Origin of the sequence: Blautia obeum ATCC 29174, from assembly GCF_025147765.1 — a bacterium.
Taxonomy (GTDB): Bacteria; Bacillota; Clostridia; order Lachnospirales; family Lachnospiraceae; genus Blautia_A; species Blautia_A obeum.
Map to the genome: position 1 here is coordinate 467,012 of NZ_CP102265.1, position 23,083 is coordinate 490,094.

Annotated in this window: 26 protein-coding genes; 21 read left to right on the plus strand and 5 right to left on the minus strand. The window is 43.9% G+C overall.

Features of this window, described 5'->3' with window-relative positions; all coding sequences use genetic code 11:
- Positions 1-15: 15 nt before the first annotated feature.
- Both NQ503_RS02120 and NQ503_RS02125 read left to right on the plus strand, forming a co-directional pair.
- A complete protein-coding gene (locus NQ503_RS02120; RefSeq protein WP_005425880.1) occupies positions 16-1,167 on the plus strand; it encodes an alanyl-tRNA editing protein in 1,152 nt (383 codons plus the stop codon).
- Between the two features lie 16 nt (positions 1,168-1,183).
- Positions 1,184-2,053, plus strand: coding sequence for an amidohydrolase family protein (locus NQ503_RS02125; protein ID WP_005425882.1), 870 nt, complete (start codon positions 1,184-1,186; stop codon positions 2,051-2,053).
- Positions 2,054-2,080: 27 nt separating this feature from the next.
- On the opposite strand, the gene NQ503_RS02130 is transcribed toward NQ503_RS02125, so the two are convergent.
- Entirely contained in the window at positions 2,081-3,220 is a 1,140-nt protein-coding gene (locus tag NQ503_RS02130) for a hypothetical protein (protein ID WP_005425884.1), read from the minus strand.
- Positions 3,217-3,990 (minus strand): GNAT family N-acetyltransferase, encoded by a 774-nt coding sequence (locus NQ503_RS02135; protein ID WP_005425886.1) that lies wholly within the window; start codon positions 3,988-3,990, stop codon positions 3,217-3,219. Before NQ503_RS02135 ends, NQ503_RS02130 begins: the two co-directional genes overlap by 4 nt.
- Positions 3,991-4,233: 243 nt before the next feature.
- Here NQ503_RS02135 and NQ503_RS02140 point away from each other — a divergent pair, with 243 nt between their 5' ends.
- The 12 genes from NQ503_RS02140 (at position 4,234) to NQ503_RS02195 (ending at position 14,384) form a co-directional block, all read left to right on the plus strand.
- Positions 4,234-4,752 (plus strand): A24 family peptidase, encoded by a 519-nt coding sequence (locus tag NQ503_RS02140; protein ID WP_055066110.1) that lies wholly within the window; start codon positions 4,234-4,236, stop codon positions 4,750-4,752.
- Positions 4,749-5,762, plus strand: coding sequence for a P-loop NTPase family protein (locus NQ503_RS02145; protein WP_154648341.1), 1,014 nt, complete (start codon positions 4,749-4,751; stop codon positions 5,760-5,762). The genes NQ503_RS02140 and NQ503_RS02145 overlap by 4 nt, the downstream gene beginning before the upstream one ends.
- Positions 5,759-6,949, plus strand: coding sequence for a TadA family conjugal transfer-associated ATPase (locus NQ503_RS02150; protein WP_005425893.1), 1,191 nt, complete (start codon positions 5,759-5,761; stop codon positions 6,947-6,949). The genes NQ503_RS02145 and NQ503_RS02150 overlap by 4 nt, the downstream gene beginning before the upstream one ends.
- Entirely contained in the window at positions 6,946-7,689 is a 744-nt protein-coding gene (locus NQ503_RS02155) for a type II secretion system F family protein (RefSeq protein ID WP_005425895.1), read from the plus strand. The genes NQ503_RS02150 and NQ503_RS02155 overlap by 4 nt, the downstream gene beginning before the upstream one ends.
- 11 nt (positions 7,690-7,700) lie before the next feature.
- Entirely contained in the window at positions 7,701-8,729 is a 1,029-nt protein-coding gene (locus tag NQ503_RS02160) for a type II secretion system F family protein (protein WP_005425897.1), read from the plus strand.
- Positions 8,730-8,756: 27 nt separating this feature from the next.
- Positions 8,757-8,936: a Flp1 family type IVb pilin gene (locus NQ503_RS02165; protein WP_005425898.1), complete on the plus strand. Its 180-nt coding sequence runs from the start codon at positions 8,757-8,759 to the stop codon at positions 8,934-8,936.
- A gap of 19 nt (positions 8,937-8,955) precedes the next feature.
- Positions 8,956-10,443: a DUF5702 domain-containing protein gene (locus NQ503_RS02170; protein WP_005425900.1), complete on the plus strand. Its 1,488-nt coding sequence runs from the start codon at positions 8,956-8,958 to the stop codon at positions 10,441-10,443.
- A gap of 72 nt (positions 10,444-10,515) precedes the next feature.
- A complete protein-coding gene (locus NQ503_RS02175; RefSeq protein ID WP_005425901.1) occupies positions 10,516-11,361 on the plus strand; it encodes a hypothetical protein in 846 nt (281 codons plus the stop codon).
- Positions 11,362-11,374: 13 nt separating this feature from the next.
- Positions 11,375-11,791 (plus strand): prepilin peptidase, encoded by a 417-nt coding sequence (locus tag NQ503_RS02180; protein WP_167531117.1) that lies wholly within the window; start codon positions 11,375-11,377, stop codon positions 11,789-11,791.
- Positions 11,788-12,213, plus strand: coding sequence for a TadE/TadG family type IV pilus assembly protein (locus tag NQ503_RS02185; protein ID WP_005425909.1), 426 nt, complete (start codon positions 11,788-11,790; stop codon positions 12,211-12,213). Before NQ503_RS02180 ends, NQ503_RS02185 begins: the two co-directional genes overlap by 4 nt.
- Positions 12,214-12,247: 34 nt before the next feature.
- Complete coding sequence (locus NQ503_RS02190; RefSeq protein ID WP_118034824.1) at positions 12,248-13,627, plus strand: DUF6382 domain-containing protein; 1,380 nt, start codon at positions 12,248-12,250, stop codon at positions 13,625-13,627.
- A 166-nt stretch (positions 13,628-13,793) separates the two neighbouring features.
- On the plus strand, positions 13,794-14,384 hold the full coding sequence (locus NQ503_RS02195) for a rhomboid family intramembrane serine protease (RefSeq protein ID WP_044925827.1): 591 nt from the start codon (positions 13,794-13,796) through the stop codon (positions 14,382-14,384).
- Here the strand turns inward: NQ503_RS02195 and NQ503_RS02200 are convergent.
- Entirely contained in the window at positions 14,363-15,040 is a 678-nt protein-coding gene (locus NQ503_RS02200) for a two-component system sensor histidine kinase NtrB (RefSeq protein WP_005425913.1), read from the minus strand. The two genes, NQ503_RS02195 and NQ503_RS02200, sit on opposite strands and share 22 nt — an antisense overlap.
- 127 nt (positions 15,041-15,167) lie before the next feature.
- Between NQ503_RS02200 and NQ503_RS02205 the strand changes: the two genes are divergently transcribed.
- Together NQ503_RS02205 and NQ503_RS02210 are read left to right on the plus strand one after the other, a co-directional pair.
- Positions 15,168-15,572 (plus strand): HIT family protein, encoded by a 405-nt coding sequence (locus NQ503_RS02205; protein ID WP_005425914.1) that lies wholly within the window; start codon positions 15,168-15,170, stop codon positions 15,570-15,572.
- A 20-nt stretch (positions 15,573-15,592) separates the two neighbouring features.
- Positions 15,593-16,135 carry an RNA polymerase sigma factor gene (locus tag NQ503_RS02210; RefSeq protein ID WP_005425915.1) on the plus strand — a complete coding sequence of 181 codons (543 nt, stop codon included), beginning with the start codon at positions 15,593-15,595 and terminating at the stop codon, positions 16,133-16,135.
- Between the two features lie 22 nt (positions 16,136-16,157).
- Here NQ503_RS02210 and NQ503_RS02215 read toward each other — a convergent pair whose 3' ends face one another.
- The gene (locus tag NQ503_RS02215; protein WP_005425916.1) at positions 16,158-17,231 is read right to left on the minus strand and encodes an undecaprenyldiphospho-muramoylpentapeptide beta-N-acetylglucosaminyltransferase; all 1,074 of its coding nucleotides are present in this window, start codon (positions 17,229-17,231) and stop codon (positions 16,158-16,160) included.
- Between the two features lie 80 nt (positions 17,232-17,311).
- On the opposite strand from NQ503_RS02215, the gene NQ503_RS02220 reads away from it, so the two are divergent.
- From NQ503_RS02220 to NQ503_RS02230, 3 genes are all read left to right on the plus strand, one after another.
- Entirely contained in the window at positions 17,312-18,295 is a 984-nt protein-coding gene (locus NQ503_RS02220) for a DUF4367 domain-containing protein (RefSeq protein ID WP_005425917.1), read from the plus strand.
- A gap of 70 nt (positions 18,296-18,365) precedes the next feature.
- Positions 18,366-18,848 (plus strand): DUF6147 family protein, encoded by a 483-nt coding sequence (locus NQ503_RS02225; protein ID WP_005425928.1) that lies wholly within the window; start codon positions 18,366-18,368, stop codon positions 18,846-18,848.
- An 811-nt stretch (positions 18,849-19,659) separates the two neighbouring features.
- Positions 19,660-21,279 carry an MBL fold metallo-hydrolase RNA specificity domain-containing protein gene (locus NQ503_RS02230; protein ID WP_005425929.1) on the plus strand — a complete coding sequence of 540 codons (1,620 nt, stop codon included), beginning with the start codon at positions 19,660-19,662 and terminating at the stop codon, positions 21,277-21,279.
- Between the two features lie 139 nt (positions 21,280-21,418).
- On the opposite strand, the gene NQ503_RS02235 is transcribed toward NQ503_RS02230, so the two are convergent.
- Entirely contained in the window at positions 21,419-21,661 is a 243-nt protein-coding gene (locus NQ503_RS02235; RefSeq protein WP_005425932.1) for a TIGR03905 family TSCPD domain-containing protein, read from the minus strand.
- A gap of 252 nt (positions 21,662-21,913) precedes the next feature.
- Here NQ503_RS02235 and NQ503_RS02240 point away from each other — a divergent pair, with 252 nt between their 5' ends.
- Both NQ503_RS02240 and NQ503_RS02245 read left to right on the plus strand, forming a co-directional pair.
- Positions 21,914-22,618: a 5'-methylthioadenosine/adenosylhomocysteine nucleosidase gene (locus tag NQ503_RS02240; RefSeq protein ID WP_005425936.1), complete on the plus strand. Its 705-nt coding sequence runs from the start codon at positions 21,914-21,916 to the stop codon at positions 22,616-22,618.
- Between the two features lie 61 nt (positions 22,619-22,679).
- The gene (locus NQ503_RS02245) at positions 22,680-23,045 is read left to right on the plus strand and encodes a hypothetical protein (RefSeq protein ID WP_005425937.1); all 366 of its coding nucleotides are present in this window, start codon (positions 22,680-22,682) and stop codon (positions 23,043-23,045) included.
- Positions 23,046-23,083: the final 38 nt, after the last annotated feature.

A 23,083-nucleotide genomic window follows, 5' to 3' on the forward strand; every position in this document is an offset into this window, starting at 1 on the left:
AAGGATATTACAGCAATGAGTGAGACAAGAAAATTATATTATGAAGATGTATATACAAAAGAATTTACCGCAAAAGTTCTGGAATGCAGAGAAGGAAAAAAAGGTTATGAGATCATTCTGGACCAGACAGCTTTTTATCCGGAAGGTGGCGGACAGCCATATGATCTGGGTATACTGAATGATGTGGAAGTTCTGGAAGTACATGAAAAAGATGGAGAGATCATCCATTATACAAAAGAAGCGATTGAAGCAGGCAGTGATGTTACCGGAAAGATTGACTGGCACAGAAGATTTGACCTGATGCAGCAGCATTCCGGTGAACATATTGTCAGCGGGCTTGTACATGAAGCTTACGGATACGACAATGTCGGATTCCATATGAGCAGTGATGTGATCACAGTAGATTTAAGCGGCGTACTGAGTGAGGCACAGCTTGCTGAAATTGAGGTAGAGACGAACCGTAAGATCTGGGAAAACAGTGAAGTAGAGATTACTTACCCATCCAGAGAAGAACTGGACAAACTGGATTACAGAAGCAAGAAGGAACTGACCGGACAGGTGCGCCTGGTACGTTTTCCGGGCTCCGACCTCTGTGCATGTTGCGGAACACATGTGACACATACTGGTGAGATTGGCGCAGTCAAGATCCTGACAGTAGAAAACTTCCATGAGGGGATCCGTCTGACCATGATCTGTGGAAAGAGAGTGATGGATTATCTGAATATGGTAAATGATCAAAACCGTCAGGTATCCATGAAACTTTCTGCAAAGATTGGAGAGACCGCGGCAGCAGTGGCACGTCTGCAGGATGAAAATTTCCGTCTCAAAGGCCAGGTGAACCACATGTTTGATGAACTCTGTACAGTAGAGGCAAAGAACTGGGAAGATGCAGGAAGCGTGCTTCTTTTCCATGAGGGACTGGAAGCTGATCAGGTACGCAGAATGGCAGATGCGGTTATGCAGAAATGCAGCGGATGCTGCGCCGTATTTTCTGCAAATGGAGATGGAAGTTACAAATATGCGATAGGAGAACAGAATGGTGATCTGCGTCAGTTTACAAAAGAGATGAATGCGGCATTAAATGGACGCGGCGGTGGAAAACCATTCTTTGTACAGGGATCTGTCAAGGCATCAGAAGATGAGATCCGTCACTTCTTCAAACAGTGATCTGAGGTAAGAGAAGATGTTTGGAGAATGTCACGCACATGCATTGATGAATGGTATAAACTATCGGGCTGCGGTGAATCTGCACAGAGAAGGAGCCAACGAACAAGCTGTCCGGGAATGCCTGTGCGCATATCAGGAATCAGGAGTTTCTTTTGTGAGAGATGGTGGCGATCCTTATGGAGTGGCAATGCTGGCATCCAGACTTGCCCCGAAGTATGGAATTGATTACCGTACTCCTGTTTTTGCTATTCACAAAAACGGGCATTATGGCTCCATTGTGGGACGTGGATTTGATGATCTGAAAGAGTTCCATCAGAGAGTTCTGGAGGCAAAAGAATCAGGTGCAGATTTCATCAAGATCATGACGACAGGACTTCTGGATTTTAAGAATCACGGCAAAGTGACAGGAGAACCGCTGGAGGCCAAAGAAGTAAAAGAAATGGTACATATTGCCCATGAGGAAGGATTTGCGGTCATGAGTCATACGAATGGTGTATATGGAACGAGGGCTGCGATCGCAGCCGGCGTGGACAGCCTGGAACATGGCAATTATATGGATGAAGAAACGCTGTCCATGCTTGCTGACAGTGATACTGTATGGGTTCCGACACTTGTAACAGTACGAAATCTGCTCGGATGTGGGAGGTATGATGATGAGGTCCTCAGGCCGATCATTGTACAGGCAGAGAACCTGGTACGTCTTGCGTTTGCAAAGAAGGTAAAGGTAGCACCCGGCAGCGATGCCGGTGCCTATATGGTGTCACATGGTAAAGGAATCTGCCAGGAATATGAAGCTTTTTGCCAGATCCTGGGAGATAGACCGGAAGTGCGGGAGTGGCTGCAGGATGGAGAATGTGAGATCCGGGAAAGATTCCGTAGAAAATAATGTAAAAAAGGCCTGTGAGAAATCATCTCACAGGTCTTCTATTTTTAATGCAGTATAGATATTGGTCTGCCTGGAATCGGCCGGGTTGAAAGTGACCTTCACGGAACTGCCGGTAAGAAGTCCGCCAGTGGATTCATTAGAGGCACTTTCTGTATTGCAGGTGATCCGCACGCCATCAGAAGTCAGAAGGGTGATGGTGTTGGCAGTGGATGCAGTAATTTCTCCGGAAATAGTGAAGCCGGTATTGCGTTCACTTAAGTTTTCCGGGATATCTCCGGTGATACCGAGGATTGTGAGTCCATCAAGGGTTGTTCCATTGAAGTCTCCGGTATAAATTACATTTACATGTGCTCCGGATTCGATTCCACCACTGAAATAACAGGGAATTGCAGACATGTCCAGATTCAGGATGTTTGTGGTATTCTCTGGGGATACCTGAAGGATATTTGTCTGAATGTTCTGGATCACAGCCCGGAGTTTGTTTTCCGGTTTGATCTCAACTCCCTCCTGAGGTGCAGGAGTAGGAGTGGGTGCAGGCACATTGAGCGGATCAATATCAGAAACACTGTAGATTTTCATCTGAGAACCATCAAGTACATTTGGATCATCGGCTGAAGCTGGACCAAAATCTCCCTTATAGTGAAGATAAACCCAATTGCCGGCTTTGATGCCGCCCTGATAATATTGTTCTGTTCCTGTGATCGGGAAAGTAACGGTTTTTCCACCTTTAGATCTGATCGTAATGGAATTGGCGGTCAGATTCTGAACCTGTCCACGCGTAGTTCCTTCTTTTACTTCGGAAGTATCATGATAGTCGTCAACAACTTTGAGCACGCGGACAGCGCCTGTATCCGTACTGTCAAGCTGCCCTTCGTAGATTACGCTGACAGCATCGCCACAGAGCATTCCGTCTGAACATTCCAGAGTTGCCTGGGAAATATCAAAGACATAGTTATCCGATCCGCTGAGAAGAGTAAGCTGATTACCGGTAAAATACTGAAGAGTACCCCGGATCTCATCCATATATACACGGGTGCTTCCAGGATTGATGTCCTGAATCTGTGTATCTTCTGAATCTGAGAAACGATCAACAATATCTCCCAGACTGCAGCCGGATAAAGTGATCAGAAAAAGTGATCCGATACAGACCACCAGTATTTTTTTCATGAAACTCCTTTCTGTGTTACAGCTTTAGGCTGCACACGGAACCAATACGTATAAAAATCAGTAAAGCCAAGAGATGCATACAGTCGTTTGGCAGCGGTATTTCCCTGAACGACCTGAAGATAGGCATTTTCAGCACCTTTTTTCATGCCCTCCGTGAGAAGTGCAGTACAGATCTGGCGTGCAAATCCCTGTCCGCGATATTTTTCCTTTACATGGATCGCGTAGATTCCGATGTAGTCACGGTCAAGGATACCAAGTCCTGTAGCGATGATCTTCCCCTCTTTCCAGATGGAAGCACAGATCGTTTCTTTGGGAATGGCACGATACATAGAAGGAACAACGGCCCGGTGGATCGGGTTTGTCATTCCTTTCAGATCAAAAAGACTTGTGATCCAGATATCCGGAATCTCATCCGTGATCGTTACGGCAGAATATGGCGCATCCAGACGTGCATCACTCAGCTGAAGCGTCATGACTTCAGTTACATGCTGGATCTCATAACCGCGGTTTTCGAGAGTATAATCAAAATCCGGAGATACCAGCGGACTGATCTTAAAGATAGCAGGAGATCCCAGACGTTTGTAAACATCTTCGCAGTAGGCAACCTTTTCACGCCATGGAAGCGTAGAGTTTCCAAATTGTTCCACACTGTTGGTACGATGTGTATAGAAATAAGAAAATCGCAGGATCCAGCCATCGTAAAGCTCCATTTTGTGAGATGGCCAGGCATTCAGCGACATATCTTCGATTTTTTTGATGTTTTTTTCCATGATGAAGATAAAGCCTCCCTTTTGCTGTTGCTTTTTATTATACCGAACAGAGGCGGATTGTGCAACCGCAAGTCCGGTGCATAAATGTCGGAAATACAGAGAATTTGGCGAACGAATCTTCTTTACAAAACGGCACGGTCCGTTCTATAATAAAACTCACCAGAGATCTTCTGGTATTCATAACCGTCGGTTCAGACGGAAATCCCTTTTTTATAATTGAGATAATTGTATACAGAAAGGAGTGTGATTGGTGTTATTGGTGGCAGGATACTGCTTCTGACGATCACCGGAGTTGCTGTTTTAATGGATCTGTATCAGATGAAAATAAAAAACAGCTGGATCCTTTTTTCGATGCTGATCGGGTTCGTATATGATCTGTGGCGTGGAGGATGGAATGGAACGGCATTTTTTATTTCAGGTACAGGAATTCCACTGGTGGTTCTCGGATGGCTGTTTTATTTCCGAATGCTTGGTTCGGGAGATATCAAACTTTTTTGTGTACTGGGAGGAATTATGGGACCAGTACATATTCTGTGGTGTATCTGGTATGCATTTCTGACAGGAGGGCTGCTTTCACTGGCCATTCTGATCTTGTGCGGCGGTTTCAGCCAGCGAATCCAATATTTGGTCAAATATATGAAAACGTATATCCGGACAGGCGAACGGAAAGCTTATTACCGAAATGGGACTGCGTGGGAAAATATTCATTTCACGGTTCCTGTCTTTATGAGTGTGATGCTGTATGCAGGAGGTATGTATTGAAAAAACAAATTTTTGCAGTCTGTGATCTGGAGGCAGAGTATGCCTGCAACTTTATGGACTATCTGAATCAGAAGAAAAATATCCCTTTTGAAATCCAGGCTTTTACCAGTGTGGAAAGTCTGGTGGCATATGTGAAGAAGAACCCCGTAGAGTTGCTGTTGATTTCTTCGGAGGCAATGTGCCGGGAAGTAGGAGAACTGGATATTGGTAAGATCGTGATCCTGACAGAGGGAAGTAAGCCAAAGGAACTGGAGAAGTATACTGGTGTGTATAAATATCAGGCATCATCAGATGTAGTACGCGAAGTGATGGCCTGTTATGGTGCGGAGAAGGCAATTCTTCCGGCGCAGCTGCCAGTATTAAAGAAGACGACGGAGATACTGGGAGTATATTCGCCGCTGGGAGGCTGCCTTCAGACTTGCTTTGCACTGACACTGGCGCAGATATTGGGCAGGGAAAAAAGTGTCCTTTATCTGAATCTGGAAGAGTATGCCGGGTTTGAAGAACTGATGCAGAAAAAATTTTTACATACACTCAGTGATCTTCTGTATTTTGTAAAACAGGGAAGTACAGGGATTGCAGTTAAGATGAATGGAATGGCAGAGAGTATGGGAAACGTGGATTTTATTCCACCTGTGCAGTCACCGGAGGATATCAGAGGAACTTCCTGGCAGGATTGGGAACATCTTTTGCAGGAAATCATTCTCCACAGTTCTTATGAGACGATTGTACTTGATATAGGAAACGGGATCGAGGAGGTTTTTCAGATGCTGGACATGTGTACTACGGTTTATACTCCGATAAAAACAGACAAAATGTCACGGAGTAAACTGGCACAGTTTGAAGAACTTCTGAGTGTGCGGGATTATCCGCAGATTTTGAGCCGTATGGTAAAACTGAATCTGCCGTATGGACAGGAAGTCCTGGCAGAGCCGTTTCGCGCAGAGCAGCTGATCTGGGGAACGCTTGGCGATTTTGTCAGAGAACTGCTCGGAAAGGATGAGGTATGAGCAGAGAAACTTTTCAGTCACTGAGAATGCTTCTGATGGAAAAACTGGATCTTGCAAGAGAACTGACCGATGAAGAGATCCTGGAAGAAATTGATACACTGATTCTGGAGAGGATGCGGGATTCCTGCCTTTCTCTGAAGGAAAAAGTACAGCTCCGTCAGGAATTGTTTCATTCTGTAAGAAAACTGGATGTGCTGCAGGAACTGATCGAGGACGAAACGGTGACAGAGATCATGGTGAATGGTCCGGATGCAATATTTGTGGAACGGGCCGGAAAGCTTTCCCGTTGGGAAAAGACCTTTACTTCCGGAGAAAAGCTGGAAGATGTGATCCAGCAGATCGTCGGAAAATGCAACCGGGTGGTCAACGAATCAATGCCTATTGTGGATGCCCGTCTGGAGAACGGAGCCAGAGTGAATGCGGTGGTCCGCCCGGTTGCATTGAATGGTCCGATACTGACGATCCGCCGTTTTCCGGATACACCGATCACCATGGAAAAACTGATCGCGCTTGGAAGTCTGCCTGCGGAATGTGCGGAATTTCTGAAAACACTGGTCAGGGCAAGATATTCCATGGTCATTGGCGGAGGAACAGGAAGTGGAAAAACAACGTTTCTTGGAGCACTGTCCAATTTTATACCCAGTGACGAGAGACTGATCACTATTGAAGACAATGCCGAACTGAAGATTCAGGGTATTGAGAATCTGGTACGGCTGGAGGCAAAGATGGCAAATACAGAAGGTGCAACATCAGTTACGATACGTGATCTGATCAAGACCGCTCTTCGTATGCGACCGGACCGTATTGTTGTGGGTGAAGTTCGCGGAGGCGAGGCGGTAGATATGCTACAGGCACTGAATACCGGTCATGAAGGCAGTTTGAGTACGGCACATGCCAATTCGGCCGAGGATATGCTCTCTCGTCTGGAAACAATGACTTTGATGGGAGTAGATCTTCCGCTGGAAGCGATTCGACGTCAGATTGCCTCAGGAGTGGATATACTGATCCATCTGGGAAGAATGCGGGATAAAAGCCGGAAAGTACTGGAGATAACAGAAATCTGTGGATTCGAAGATCATGAAATAAAAACCCGGACATTATATCAGTGGCAGGAGGGAAAAGGGCTGGTGCAGATTGCGTCCCTTCTGAACCGGGAAAAACTGATACGGGCAGGGGTGACTATATGAAACAGAATTATGCGGAATATCATTTTTCAAAAACAGAGATTCTGAAATATCTGATACAGAGCATTCTGCTCTGTGGAGCAATGGATTATCTGTTTTATCAAAACTGGTGGCTGATGCTGCTGACAGTTCCTGTTACTGTCCTGTTTATGAGACTGAAAAAGAAAGGATTGATCAGAGAACGAAAAAGGAAACTGAATTATCAGTTCAAGGATGCACTGAATGCATTAAGCGTAGCTGTACAGGCTGGTTACTCTGTCGAAAATGCAGTGGCAGCATGTTCCAGGGATCTGGAGAGACTGTATCCGAAAGAGACAGATATCGTGAAGGAGTTTCATTACATAGAAACACAGCTCAGAGTCAGTGTTCCGGTTGAGGAACTTTTACTGAGCCTTGGAGACAGGAGTGGTATTGAAGATGTGGAAAATTTTGCTGCAGTATTTTACACCGCCAAGAGAACCGGTGGAGATATGAATCGGATCATACAGACTTCTGCGCGGATGCTTGGAGACAAGATCGATGTCCGTAAAGAAATTGAGACAACGCTGGCGGCGAAGAAAGCAGAACAGATGATCATGAGTCTGATGCCGGCCGGAATCATTCTCTACCTGAAACTGACCTCTCCGGGATTCTTAAGCGTACTGTATGGAAATCTTTTTGGAATGTGTGCGATGACACTTTGTCTAGGGATTTATGTGTTATCTTACTGGCTTGGGCGCAGAATTGTTGATATTGAAGTGTAGGAGAAAGCAGTATGTGGGTACATTTTATTATTTTTATGACAGCGTTTGGCACTGTGCTAGTCTGGAAAGCAGGGTGGCTCAGGCTGGATGGTATTGCTGATAAAGAAAGCCTCCGTTTGTTTCTGATCGTTGCCGTCTGTGGAAATCTGGCAGGAATGGCGATGACACTGACAAATGGAAACAGTGAAATTTATCAGAAAGGCCACAGAATCGAGAAGAGTGAGGATGGGGCTTATACGGAGGAACTGCAGGTTTCCGTAGGTGATGGGAAGCCGGAGAAAGTTGCTGTTCAGATTCCGGAAAAAGAGACAGAAGAAACGGAAGCGGAAAATGCACAAGTGAAGCAGTCACCGGAAGAAATGAGACAGAAAGAGCTGAAAGAAGTGATTGAACAGTATAACAGGGAAAAACAGGATCCGGATTATTATTATCTGCCGGATTCCTGGGATGGCCAGACACTTAAGTGGCAGAAACCCGGGGAGAGTACTGGAACACTTCTGGCAGCACTGGCCCTGTTTGCGGCAGTCGTGCTGATGTTAAAAAAAGCGAGAGAACAGCAGGAAGAGATGGCCAAACGGGCAGAACAGCTTCTGATGGATTATCCGTCGCTGATCATGAAGTTTACACTTCTGATCCAGGCAGGTATGACGGTTCGCAGAGCATTTCAGAAGATCAGTTCAGATTATCTGAGAAATTGTCCGAAAGAAGGACGATATGCATATGAAGCCGTGACGACGACCTGCCATGAAATGGACAGTGGTGTGGCAGAACTGGAAGCTTACCGAAGGTTTGGAGAGCGGTGTGGACAGATGAAATATAAAACATTTTCTACGATCCTGATTCAGAATCTCCAGAAAGGCGGACACAGGATGGCAGATCTTCTGGAAAAAGAAGCTCTGGAAGCATGGGATGAAAGAAAAAGAAAGGCAAGGGTAATGGGGGAAACAGCAGCAACAAAGTTGCTTGTTCCAATGATCATGATGCTTGCGGTGGTGATGGCGATCATCATGATACCTGCATTTTTGTCGTTCTATGGATGATTGTATAAAAAACGAGGAGGTAAAACAATGCGGGATTATCTGCAAACAGCAAAAGAATTTGTATACGAAGAAGATGCAGTAGGGGTTGTGGAGATTATTCTGATCCTGGTGGTGTTGATCAGCCTTGTCATTATTTTTAAAGAGCAGCTGACAAATCTGGTACAGGCAATCTTAAGTAAAATCACAAAACAGAGTAATTCAATTTGATGAAGAAAGGAGAGAGCCGATGGAGAAAAAGGGCAGTATTACTGTTTTTCTGGCGCTGATCTTAAGTCTCCTGCTATCACTGGTTGCAACGAGCATTCAATCTGTGCAGGCAGCGGCAGCGAGAACACAGATTTTGAACAGTATGGATATTGGACTTTATTCTTTGTTTGGACAATATGATCGTTTTCTTCTGAAAAATTATGATCTGTTTTTTCTGGATGGAACACAGGGAGGAACAGATCTGAATCTGGCAGCAGTTTATGATAACTTTGAGTCTTATATGAAACCGATACTGAAACAGAACAGTCAGAAGCTGAAACTCAGGCAGGGTGGTTTCAGTGGATATCGTCTGGCAACAGATGAAGATGGCGAAGTCTTTTACCAGCAGGCAGTCACTTATATGAAAGATACGCTTGGAAGTCAGGGAGTACAGACACTTGTGAAGCGATATAAGAAAAAAGAGCAGAAAGTGAAGCAGGCAGAGAAAGATGGAAAACAGGCGGAAGCAGGGAATACACTGGAAAATTATGATTCCGAAATGAATTCTGCGGCACAGAAGAGCCAGGAAGCCAAAGAGGCTTCAAAGAAGGAAGAATCCGGAGATTTTGGTGATGGCACTTCGGGAGAGAGTTTTTCAGATGGAGAGGTAAAACCGCAGGTGGTAAATCCAGTTCCGGTGATTCAGAGGATTCGGCGTATGGGACTTCTGGATCTGGTCGTTCCGGCATCAAAAGGAATTTCTGATCAGAAAATCTCACATGGAGATCTGTTATCAGGAAGAACACTTCAACAGGGAATGGCGATGCCGCAGAAAACGGGAAAAGATAATTCCGGATCAGCAAAAGTACTGTTTCAGCAGTATCTGATGGAGCATCTGGGAAACTATATTTCTCCTTCTGAAGCAGGGCTGCATTATCAGCTGGAATATCTTCTGGCGGGAAAGAAAAGTGATCAGGAAAATCTAAAAGCCGTGGCAAAGCGTCTTCTGCTGATCAGAGAGGGAATTAATGCATCCTGTCTTATGGCGGATGCCGGAAAAAGGGCCCAGATTCAGGCACTTGCCCTGGCAATTGCATCGGGATTTCTGATACCGCCTGCAGCAGTGGCGATTGAGGCGGCACTGATTTTGTGCTGGTCCTTTGCAGAAAGTATTCTGGATCTTCGGGAGCTGTTTCATGGAGGCAGAGTACCATTGACTAAGACGGCAGCAACCTGGCAGCTTTCTCTGGAAAACCTGCCGAATCTCCTTGAGGGACTGGACAGCCAGAGAAGGGATGCGAAAGGTGGAATGTCCTATGAAGATTATCTGCAGGTGCTGCTTTTGTCAAAATCAAAAGCAGTCAAGCTGACAAGAGGTATGGACATGATCGAAGTGGAAATCCGCAGTACAAAAGGAAAGGAAGGTTTCCGGCTGGACTGCTGCATAGAAGCGGCTGAAATATCTGTGGATGTAGAGGCAAACCGAAAGCAGACTTTTTCGGTGACAAGGCAGTACAGTTATATTTAAAAACTGGATTTAAATGGATTTAAGGAAATACGGGCGGCGACGAGCCGCCCCACGGAAAAGAGGTGCAGAAAGATGCTTTTTCAGAAGGAAAAAGATTATGGGAATACTATCACAAAGATAGGTAGAAAGAAAAACAAAAAAAACGAGACTGCAAAAAAGAAAAGAAAAATAAAAAAAGAAAGGAAATGCTCTCTTAAAAACAGAATCCTGGCTTCCTCGATGGTCAGAAGAATCTCAAATTTATTTTTAAACACATCTTCTGAAAAAGTATCTTTCTGTGCCTTGAACAAAAAGGCGAGTCTGGCGCTGGAAACAGCACTTGTGCTTCCTATGTTTTTGCTGGGAATGGTGACGATGATCTCTTTTATGGATATTTACCGGATTCAGACAGAACATCTGCAGGCATTATGTGAAAAGACAAAAGAAGCCGGAATGTATGCATATGTGCTGGATGGAAAGGGACCGGAAGAAATTACATTGCCGGATGTCTATGCATATACTCCGATCGGAGCATTTGTTCCTTTGCCGAAGGTATGGATGCATAACACAGTAAAAGTCCATGCATGGACAGGAGCTGATGAGACAGCGTTTTCCGGAGAGACCAGAGAACCGGAAGAAATGGTGTATGTGACAGAAACGGGAACGGTATACCATAAGAAGGCAGGATGTCGTTATCTGAAGGTATCCATTAATCAGATTTCGGGTTCATCTCTGACGCATGCCCGTAATGACAGCGGACAGAAGTACAGTCCCTGTGAAAGCTGCAGTCGAAATCAGAAACCATCCGGGGTGGTGTATGTTACATCTTCGGGAAATCGATATCACAATCTTGCTACATGCAGTGGCTTGAAAAGAACTGTAAAACTGGTAAAAGAATCACAGCTTGGAGGAATGCATGCCTGCAGCAGCTGTGGATAAGAGGCAGAGGATTATGCAGATCAGAGAAGTAATGACCGTGTTGTTCCTGGCAGTTATGGGCTGGAAAGACTGGAAGAAAAAAGAAATTTCACTGTTGCTGACAGGTACTTATGGAATCATTGGTCTTGCCTTTAGCATTTATGCAGAAAGACCACTGGAAGACTGGCTGCTGCCATTTGGTGTGAGCCTGATGATACTGGCGGTAAGTGTTCTGACCGGTGGAGAGATTGGAATGGGCGATGGCTGGATTTTTCTGGCACTAGGAACAATGCTGCATACAGAAATGTATGTAAGAATGGCATGTATCGGAATGTTGATCGCAGCGGTGTATGCGGGAGTCCTTCTGGTTATATGCAAAAAAGGACGCAAGACAGAAATTCCACTGGTGCCTTTCTTACTGTTTGGATATCTGGGAGGATTATTGCTATGAAAGCCAGAAAAGGAAGTTTTACAATAGAGGCAGCCTGCGTGATGTCGCTTGTGCTGATAACGGTAATGGGAGTTTTATATCTTTCCTTCTTTGTACATAATCGTTCCTGGCTGACGGCTGCAGCGTACGAGGCGGCACTGGCGGGAAGTATAGAAGGTGTACAAAAAAACGGACAGATATATGAAGCCGCTTCTGCAAAAGCACAGGAACTTGGAAATGTGGGATTCTTTGGCGCAGAGAATCTGTCTTACCAGGTCAGCGATGGAAAAACAGTAAAAGTCTCCTATCAGGCAGATACAATCGCTGGGTTTGGAGGTTTTCGCTGGGTACTGCGGACGGAGGGCAGTTCAAAGATCATTCGTCCGGCGCAGTGGATCCGCAAAGTAAAAGTAGCATCTGAAATCGTGAAGGATACAGAATAATAAGAGTACAGGATCATATAGGAGAGTGTAAAATATGTTTGCAGAATATAAAAGAGATGTAAGTCATAATTATCTGATCCTCCATGGGGATGAAACAATCAATACCACTTCTTATCAGGTACGGATCCTGACAGGAAATATAATGTCTTCTATATTAAAATGCCGCATGCAGGGACTGGATGGAACATGGCTCTTTTATTATGATATCACTTCAAAGCAGTCGCTGGCATCTTTTTACGAACAGCGTAAACTGCAGGGAGAAGATCTGGAAATGATTTTGAAAGGATTTCTCCATGTAATAGAAGAAATGGCAGAGTTTCTTCTGAATACGGAACAGCTGGTGCTTTGCCCGGAATATATTTTTCTGGATGTGGAGAAAAAAGAGGTTTCGTTCTGCTGTCTGCCGGATTATCACCGTCCGGTGCAGGAACAGTTTCGGGAACTGACCGAATATTTGTTGCCCAAACTTGACCATGAGGATCCGACAGCCGTAAATCTTGGATATGGAATTTACCGAAAAGCCATGGAGCCAGGGATGCAGCTGGAAAATATTAAGGAATTGCTTTATCGATCTGAGAACAGTAAAGAGAAAATTGCAGAGAGCGATACAAAAATCAGAGATAAGGAAGAGTACGTGGAAGAAATGGAGGAGCCACCGCAATTTTTTCAGGAGGAAAAAAAGGAGAAAAAGGACAGGAAGTGGCAGCCTGCAGCCGGGTGTGCAGTGGGGGTTCTGTTCCTGCTGGGAATTCTCATTTTCCGCTATCTGGGATATTTTCCGGAAATTCCAATAGAAGTTGTATTGGGAGCGGCAATACTCCTGATGGGAGTTGGGGCAGGATGGACCTGGATGGAAGAAAAAAAGAAGAAAAAACAGGAACAGTCTGCAGAATGGAGAAATAAAGTACAGCGGGAACTCGCCGGAATGAATATAGAAAAACATGAAACAGAAAGAAACAATACAGGGAGAAAAGAAATAAAAGATATAGAGCAAAAGAGTGAAAAACAAAACCGTACAGAACAAAATTCATGGGAATGTGAGAAAACTGGTGAGGATACAGCAGAACAGGAAACATATGGTGAAACGGTAGTTCTTTCGGCAGGACAGCTGTCAGGTACAGCCAGCCTGGTAAGTCGGGAACCCGGAGAACTTCCGACGGTTTATCTGGAACGGGAACTGACCGTGATCGGAAAGCTGGAACAGGCTTCGGATGTAGTGATCTCGCTTCCGACAGTCAGCCGGGTGCATGCAAGAATACGCAAAACAGGTGAGAACTATTATCTGGCAGATCTGAATTCCAGGAATGGAACTTCTGTTAATGGCAGACTGCTTGGGGCAGAGGAAGAATATTTTCTGCAGGATGAGGATCAGGTGGATTTTGCTCAGGCAAGATATGTATTTCTGAAGGGATAGATAACTTCTGAAAAGAAAATCACCGGACATGAGGGTTCGAAGGCAGTATTTCGGACAGCACAGGTGAAGTGTTGCCTTGCCACAGGGAACGGCATCTGCTAAAATAGACGAACAACAGCAGAATACATATGTATTCTCTGAATACAAAAACAGAGGAGAGTAACCTGTGGAAGAATTACGCAAAGAGCCGGTGACTGCCGGACTGATCCTGTTGAATATTCTGGTATTTTTGATCGTGGAATTTACAGGAAGCTCCCAGAATACCATGCATATGCTGGATTGTGGAGCTGCCTTTACACCAATGATCATTCAGGGTGGAGAATATTACAGACTGTTCACCTGTATGTTTCTGCATTTTGGAATTGAACATCTTCTGAATAACATGCTGGTTTTATTTGTACTTGGGAGCAGACTGGAACAGGTAATTGGAAAAATAAAATTTCTGTTGATCTATCTGATCGGTGGAGTATTTGGAAATGTGATTTCTTTACTTATCGAATTACGTACGCAGGATTTTGCTGTATCAGCAGGAGCATCCGGAGCGGTGTTTGCAGTTATGGGAGCCATGATCTATATTGTCATTCGCAATAAAGGATGGCTGGGTGATCTGTCTATGAGACAGATTCTGGTCATGGCAGCTTTTTCTCTGTATTTTGGTTTCGCAAGTACGGGAGTGGATAACACAGCCCATGTAGGCGGGATGGTGTCCGGGTTCTTTCTTGCAGTGATTTTTTATCATCCTGGAAGAAAAATATAAAAGGAAGTACCTTCTTTCGGAGTGCTTTCTACACATAGTGTACCCTGGTGGGCTTCAATGATCTGCCGGGTGACAGCAAGCCCGAGGCCAGTGCCCCCGGGCTTGTATGTTACGAAGGGACGAAAGGCGTTTTCAATCTGGTCTTCTGTCATGCCACATCCGTTATCCGAGATGGTGATCTGGACACCGTCCGGAACGGCAGAAGCGGAAAAAAGGATTTTGCCGTGAGTATGCTGGATAGATTCCTGCGCATTACGGAGAAGGTTAAAAAGAGCCTGACGGATTTTTGTCTGATCCAGACTGATCTGGGGAAGATCACGGGGGATGTCAGTCTCAAAGGAGATTCCAAGGTAGTCCAGTGCCGGTCGAAAGGAACTGGTAATTCGATCCAGGCAGATACTTAAATTTGTCTGTACAAGGGAAATGTGACCGGCATTTTGATATCTGGAAAGTTCATCCAGCAGCTCACGGATATAGTTCAGATTTTCCATAATGTTATCCCAGTGTTCGTTGAAACAGAGCTGTGGCTGTGAATCCGACAACATCTGCATTTCGCTGGTGATCAATGCCAGCGGATTTCTTATTTCATGCGAAAATGTGGACAACATCGACTGAAACTCTTTTTTTGTTTGTGTGATAATGTTTTTTTCCTGCATAATCTGTCACCTCAATCTGAGTATATTATGCAAAAATATCGGAATCAACAAATTTCGTATTGAAAAAATCGCGAAAATACGAGACAATAGAAAAAGAAAACAGTTTATTTGTAAGGAGGACTACATCATGGAAAACTGTATTTTTTGTAAAATTGCAAACGGAGAAATTCCATCCGCTACTTTATATGAAGACGAAGATTTTCGCGTAATTCTGGATCTCGGTCCGGCTTCAAAGGGACATGCACTGATCCTGCCCAAAGCTCATGCAGCCAATATTTATGAACTTCCGGATGAGACTGCCGGAAAAGCAATGATCCTTGCCAAACATATGGCAACCAGGCTCAGAGACGGACTGCACTGTGACGGGTTTAACATTGTACAGAATAATGGAGAAATTGCCGGTCAGACTGTATTTCATTTTCATATGCATCTGATTCCGCGTTATGAAGGTGATCAGGTCGGACTTACATGGAAACCGGGAGAACTGACAGACGAGATGAAGGAAGAGATCCTGGCAAAAGTCAAAGCATAAAGAAAAGAGTACAGATACAGATGATAATTGAGAATTTTGATGATTTTTACGATCACTACCAAGGATTCTCAGCATATGTCGCTTTTTGCATCACAGAAGATTACGAGCTTTCAAAAGATATCAGTCAGGAAGTTTTTCTGGCATTATTTAAAGTGAAAGAAAAACTGGATTATTCCAGACCTGACAAATTGAAAGCACTGGTGATGAAAGCGACATCCAACAAATGTATGGACTATTATAGAAAAGCCTCATCCAGACAGGAAAGTTATACGATTGATGATGAGGAAAATGCGTATGAGCCGGTGGATGAAAAGAGTAATCCAGAGGCAAGAATACTTCGTATGGAAGAAGCGAAATATCAGAAACTTGTACTGAACAGACTTCGGAAGAGGAATCCGATGAATTACGATATTCTGGTCAAAACAAAATTCCAGGAACTCTCAGCAGCAGAAGTGGCAAGTGAGTATGGGATTACACCGAATAATGTAAATAACAGGAATCTGCGGTCGAAAGCCTGGATAATTGAAGAAATGGAAAAGATATGCAGGCAGTCACATCGATAACTGCCTGCATCCTGCTATTTGTTTATTTTTTTGATAAAACACATTCCTCGATCAACGAAACGATATGATGGATGGAATCCATCTGTTTGCCTGCAGACATTGCTTCTTCGAAAGAATGACGGTTGTCATACAGCTGATGGATCGTATCCAGAAGTTTCTCATCAGTGATTTCTTCTTCCTCAAGTACCATGCTGAATCCCTGTTTTTCGAAAGAACGGGCATTCAGGATCTGGTCACCACGACTGGCATTTGCAGACAGCGGAATCAGAAGATTTGGTTTGTGAAGAGCACTGATCTCACAGATGGCGTTTGCACCTGCGCGGGAGATTACCACGTCAGACAGGGCAAAAAGATCCGGAAGTTCTTCTTTGATATATTCATACTGAACATAGCCTTCGGTACCTTTGAGGGTTTCGTCCATTTTGCCCTTGCCGCAGAGATGGATAACCTGGAAAGCTTTCAGAAGTTCCGGGAGAATCTTGCGGATATGGTCATTTACAGAGGCTGCACCAAGGCTTCCGCCGATCACCATCAGTACCGGTTTGTCAGAAGTAAATCCACAGAACTGACGGCCGGCTTCCTTATCACCTTTCATCAGTTCCTGACGGATCGGCGTGCCGGTCAGTACGGCTTTATCTGCCGGAAGACTGCTGACAGTCTCAGGAAAGTTACAGCATACTTTAACGGCTGATGGAATACACAGTTTGTTGGCAAGTCCCGGAGTCATATCTGACTCGTGGATGATTGCTGGAATCTTGCAGCGTTTGGCTGCAATTACAACAGGGACGGTAACGAAACCACCCTTGGAAAAGACTACATCGGGTTTCAGTTTTTTGAGAAGCTTCTTTGCTTCATGGAACCCTTTTAATACCCGGAAAGGATCGGAGAAGTTCTTGGGATCGAAATAACGTCTCAGCTTACCAGATGAGATCCCATAATATGGAATACCCATTTCTTCAATGAGTTTACGTTCGATACCTTCGTAAGATCCGATATAGGAAATCTGATATCCGGCAGCTTTGAGTGTCGGGATCAGAGCAATATTTGGTGTAACATGTCCGGCAGTACCGCCGCCGGTAAGTACAATATGTTTCATAGGGAAAACCTCCTGAAAATCATTTTATTACCAATAACTATGAACCACCGGGGAAGAATTGTCAAGAAAGAGATAATATCATGAAAAAAGAGTTTGAGAAAGAACAGAACGACAATCAGATAGATGATGCATTCCTGGATATGCCGGATATGGAGGATGACGAGAAATTTCGTCAGTGGCTGGAAAAGGAATATCTGAAGGAAGCAGATGCCATCGAGGAAGCTCTTTTTGATGGCAGAAAATTTGAGGACAATCAGGATATCGTAGAGAAACTGAGCGTTTCCAGAGAAAACTTCTATCAGCGTGCCAGAGAAGAAGGTCTGCTGGAGGATACGGCAGATGAGAAGGCAGAAGATGAGAAGAATACAGAAGAAGCAGTGCCTGAATCTATGGAAAAGAAAATTCTGGAATTCAGAAAAAACGCAGGTGTATCAAAGGATGCTGCACGTGATGCGAACAGAAACTCCGGCAAAAGGAAACACAGTTATGTGCGCTTTGGCAGAATCGCCGGAATCGCGGGCCTGTGCCTGATCTGCGTGTTCGCTGCAAGTATGAGCAGCGAGGCGAACCGGAAGTATCTGGTGAACAGTGTGCGGATATTGAGCGGAAATGACAGCCAGTTTATTTCATATAATGATGACTCCAATGAGAATGCAAGCACAAAAGAAAGTGATGCGATTGCGGATATAGAAGAAAAACTGGATGTAAAGATGCCAGAGTTTTATTATCGGCCGTATGGGATGGAGTTTTCTATGTATGAAATAAGTGAACCCACTTCTTTTGCGTATATTAAATATAAATTGAATGATACAAATGTATTATTTTATGTAGATAAACAACAAAAAAATAAAGCAAGTGATATTAGTAGTATAAGTGGAAAAGAAAAAATAGTAGACACAATATCAAAAGATTGGGGAAGCATAGTAGTAAAAGAAATAGAAGACAAGTCGGATAAGCAATCAACATATACGGCAAATTGGATTTATGAAGAAAATTCATATACTATAGCTGGAAAAATAAAATTTAATGAAATAAAAAAATTAGTTGAATATATGAAATTTTAGAGTGATTTTTTTGAATTTCTTACGTATATAGTTATGTAAAGGTTGTTTACATGGCGAAAGGAAGTGAGAAATGAATATCTGGAAGAAGATTCTGGGAATCAGTCTGGCAGTTAGTTTATCTGTTGGAATGAGTATTGCACCGGTATATGCAGATACTATCAGCATTCTCGATGAGATCACAGATGAAGAGACCACAGAAGATTTTGCAGAAGATACTTCAACGATTCTGGCAAGAAGCAGTTATCTGAATCTTGGAAATGTAAAAATTCAAAAAATTTCCAGCAATGAAATTTCAATTTTCGGATTGACGGATTGTCATAAAAAGTGTAGTAAAGTATATCTGTCTTTGTTTTTGGAGAGGAAGGTCAATGGAAGCTACGGAACTTATAAAATATGGGAATTTACAGCGAACAATGCATCAAGTTTGAGTAAAACAATCGACGTAGCAGTTCCATCAGGTACATATTACCGTGTGCGTGGATACCATGCAGCCAGCCAGTCGGGTACAAAAGAATCTACCTCTACGCTGACACAGGGTATCATGGTCAAATAATGACCATTGGAAAAGGAAAAAGGAAGAAAAGAAGAAAAATATTAATCAGTAATCCGTGAAGTGCGAAGAAGGTCGCAGGATGCAAAATAAATTTATGTAAACACCGTTACCGTCCGGAGACATCAACGTACTCACAAATCATGTCGGACTCGTCAGAGTTCACATTATTCATGATCTTATGCGCAAAGGAATAACATAATCATACGCGAAAGAGGATCATTTAACCATATCTACAAAATCATATGAACCATACAAAACAAGGCGGGACTTCATACACCCCGCCTTATTTGGTTACTGTGAACGGAGTGAACAGTAACCTTATTTTACATAAATAAAGGTATGAGAATTGGAATCTTTCTGAAATAAGGTATATTGCAAATTAAAAGAACATATGCTATAATGCCAGTAGGCAAAACGATAAGATGTGTTCACAGTAGCACAGCAAAAACTCCCCAGAGTTCGCACCTCTGGGGAGTTTTTATTCCATTTTGGCGAGGCGGCTTAGACCTCAGGCTGGCTACTAGCTGCTATTTTCCATCCAGCCATTTGCAAATGTAGTAGGCGATTACACTTGCCAGAATGGAAAGCATAAACGATAAGATTGAATTCACAATAGCATACCCCCTTTCTGTACCTGTCTAGGGGTAGTAGCAGAAATATTATAACATGGAAGAATAGTCGAAAAAAATCGATTTTAGTAATGGTATATTATTGTTTTTGTACAAAAAGACTGTTAAAAATCGACTAAATCGTGTATAATGATTACAACAATATACATTTGGATGATTTTTCAGACAAAGGGGGTTCGCACATGAAGATTACCTTTATTGGGGCGACACATGAAGTAACCGGAAGCTGTTATTATCTGGAAGCAGCAGGAAAGAAATTCCTGGTAGACTGCGGTATGGAACAGGGGCCGGATTACTACGAGAATCAGGATATTCCTGTAAAGGGAAGTGACCTGGATTTTGTTCTTCTGACCCATGCACATATGGATCACTCCGGAAATCTTCCCGCTATTTATGCAAAAGGTTTTCAGGGCCCGATTTATGCAACACAGGCTACCTGCCACCTTTGTGACATTATGCTTCGAGACAGTGCCCACATTCAGATGTTCGAGGCAGAGTGGCGTAACCGTAAAGGACGCCGCCAGGGCAAGCCGGAATTTGTTCCTGCTTACACCATGGAAGATGCGATGGGCGTTATCCAGAATTTTGTTCCGTGCCCGTATGAAAAAACCATCAAACCGGCAGAAGGAATCAGCGTTCGCTTTGTAGATGCCGGCCACCTTCTTGGTTCTGCAAGTATTGAGATCACGATTCAGGAAGATGGCAAAGAGAAAAAAATCGTCTTCTCCGGCGATATCGGTAACCTGAATCAGCCACTGATCAAGGATCCGGTTTATCTCCATGATGCAGATTATGTAATCATGGAATCTACTTACGGTGACAGAAGCCACGGTGAACGCCCGGATTATATAGCAATGCTTACCGAAGTGATCCAGCATACTTTTGACCGTGGTGGAAGCGTTGTCATTCCTTCTTTTGCAGTTGGCCGTACACAGGAAATGCTGTATTTTATCCGTCAGATCAAGGAAGAAGGACGCGTGCATGGACACGATAACTTTAAGGTCTATGTCGACAGCCCGCTGGCAAATGAAGCGACAACGATCTTTAATGAACATATTTATGACTGCTTTGATGAAGAAGCTATGGCACTGGTCAAAAAGGGAATCAACCCGTTGATGTTCCCGGGATTAAAGACCTCGATTACCAGTGACGATTCAAAAGCGATCAACTTTGACGAAGACTGCAAGGTTATCATTTCCGCGAGCGGTATGTGCGATGCCGGCCGAATCAAACATCATCTGAAACATAATCTGTGGAATCCGAACAATACGATCCTGTTTGTCGGTTATCAGGCAATCGGAACGCTTGGCCGTGCCCTGATCGAAGGTGCGACCGAAGTTAAACTGTTTGGTGAGACGGTTGCTGTAGGCGCAGAGATCCGTCAGATGCCGGGTATCAGCGGTCATGCGGATGTGAATGGCCTGATGACCTGGATCAAGGCGTTCAAAGAAAAGCCGGAAAAAGTATTTGTCACCCACGGCGATGATGAAGTGACCGAGATCTTTGCAAGAAGACTGCAGGAGGAACTGGGACTGGATTCTATGGCACCGTTCAGCGGAACCGTCTATGATCTGGCGAACAATACCTGTATCTATGAGGCACAGGGAATCAAAATCACGAAAGCTTCTGTTTCTCCGAAAGCAAGCAGAGCCGCACGTGCATTCCAGAAGCTGGTTGCTATGGGACAGCGCCTTATGTCTGTTATCCGAAAGAACGAAGGCATGCCGAACAAAGACCTGGAGCGTTTCAGCAGAGATATACAGTCGCTGTGTGACAAGTGGGACAGAGATGATCTCTCCTGATGTTTAAATCCGGCTGTTATAACAGAAATTATAGATAAATAATATAAAAAGACTGCCGTTTCTTTGATTGGAAATAAAAAATCTTCCAGTCAGAGGAGCGACAGTCTTTTGCATTGGGTTTCGACCCGAAATTTTAAAATCAGTTCAGAGCTTCTTTCAGAGCTTTTGCAAGCTGATCCGGGCAGGATGTTGGTTTGAAGCCACAACGAATCCCTTCCATTCTGCTGATAGCTTCTTTGGCATCCATGCCTTCTACCAGTCTGGCAACGCCCTGTGTATTACCGGAGCAGCCGCCCTGGAATTTTACATCATGAACTTTTCCTGCATCGTCGATCTCAAATGAAATGGCGCTTGAACAGACACCAGATGTTTTATATACCATAATCTTAACCTCCTGAGTTCAGTTATTGTAAATAATAACAATATATTTTTCCAATAAGTATACCAGAAAAGGACAAAGCGGACAAGTCTGCCGCAGATTTTCCAGAGGAATTCCCCGTGAAGCAAAAAAAGTTTCCATATAAACGCAACATTTGCTATAATAGACTATGCTATTCACAATCAGGGATGATAACAGATTACAGTGCCCGGCTTTTCAGAAAAAGGGCACGATGATAAAGGAGATTACAATATTATGAGATGTATTGGTATTATAGGAGCAATGGAAGTTGAAGTAGCAAGTCTCAAAGAACAGATGAAAGATATTCAGGTGACACGTAAGGCTTCCATGGAATTTTATTCAGGTATTATCGAAGGAAAAAACGTAGTTGTTGTCCGTTCTGGAATTGGTAAGGTCAATGCAGCAGTCTGCACACAGATTCTGATCGATGATTTCAAAGCAGAAGTAGTGATCAACACCGGTATCGCAGGAAGCCTGAATGCAGACATCAACATTGGAGATATCGTTGTTTCCACAGATCTGATCCATCATGATATGAATGCCGTTGCATTTGGTTATCCGGTTGGACAGATTCCGCAGATGGAAGCTTTTTCTTTCCACAGTGATGATGCACTTCGCGCACTTGCAGTAAAAGCATGCAAAGAAGCAAATCCTGATATCGGAGTATTCGAGGGACGCATTGCATCCGGTGACCAGTTTGTGGCAGACCAGGGTGTCAAAGATTTTATTACAAAAGAATTTGGAGCATACGCTGTTGAAATGGAAGGCGCGGCAATCGCACAGGCAGCATATCTGAACAATGTACCTTTCCTTGTGATCCGTGCAATTTCTGACAAAGCAGATGGAAGTGCAGAGATGGATTATCCGACATTCGAAGCGCAGGCAGCAGAGCACAGTTTCAAACTGACACTCCGCATTCTGAAAGACATTCAGGGCTGAAGCACACTTGAAAAGATTCTGCATAGAATGTTATAGATGATGATGAAACAGGAGCCTGTCCATGTATTATGACAAGTTTCTTCCATTTTATATGACGTATGCAGATTCTTCTCTTTACAGCAGAGAGAGAATACAGGAGCAGGAATTTGCTCTGATGAAATCTTATTATCCGGAAACTGCCCGCAAAATTCAGGAAAAAGTTGAAGAAGAATGTCAGCTTATGGATTATGAGGGAAGCAGACTTTATGATGAGCATCCGGACAAATTTATGATGCATCGGCTTTACAGGCAGATACGTTCTCAGGTAGACGGAGAAATGGCAGCGCAGGAGATTCCTGATGAATTTCTGGATGAACTGATCCAGGTGCTTTTGTATCAGGAGATTTCCAGGCGCCGGTGCAGACGACGCAGATACCGTGGATTCTGACAGTTGAGCGAATAAGAACACTGCAGTTCGTAATGCCG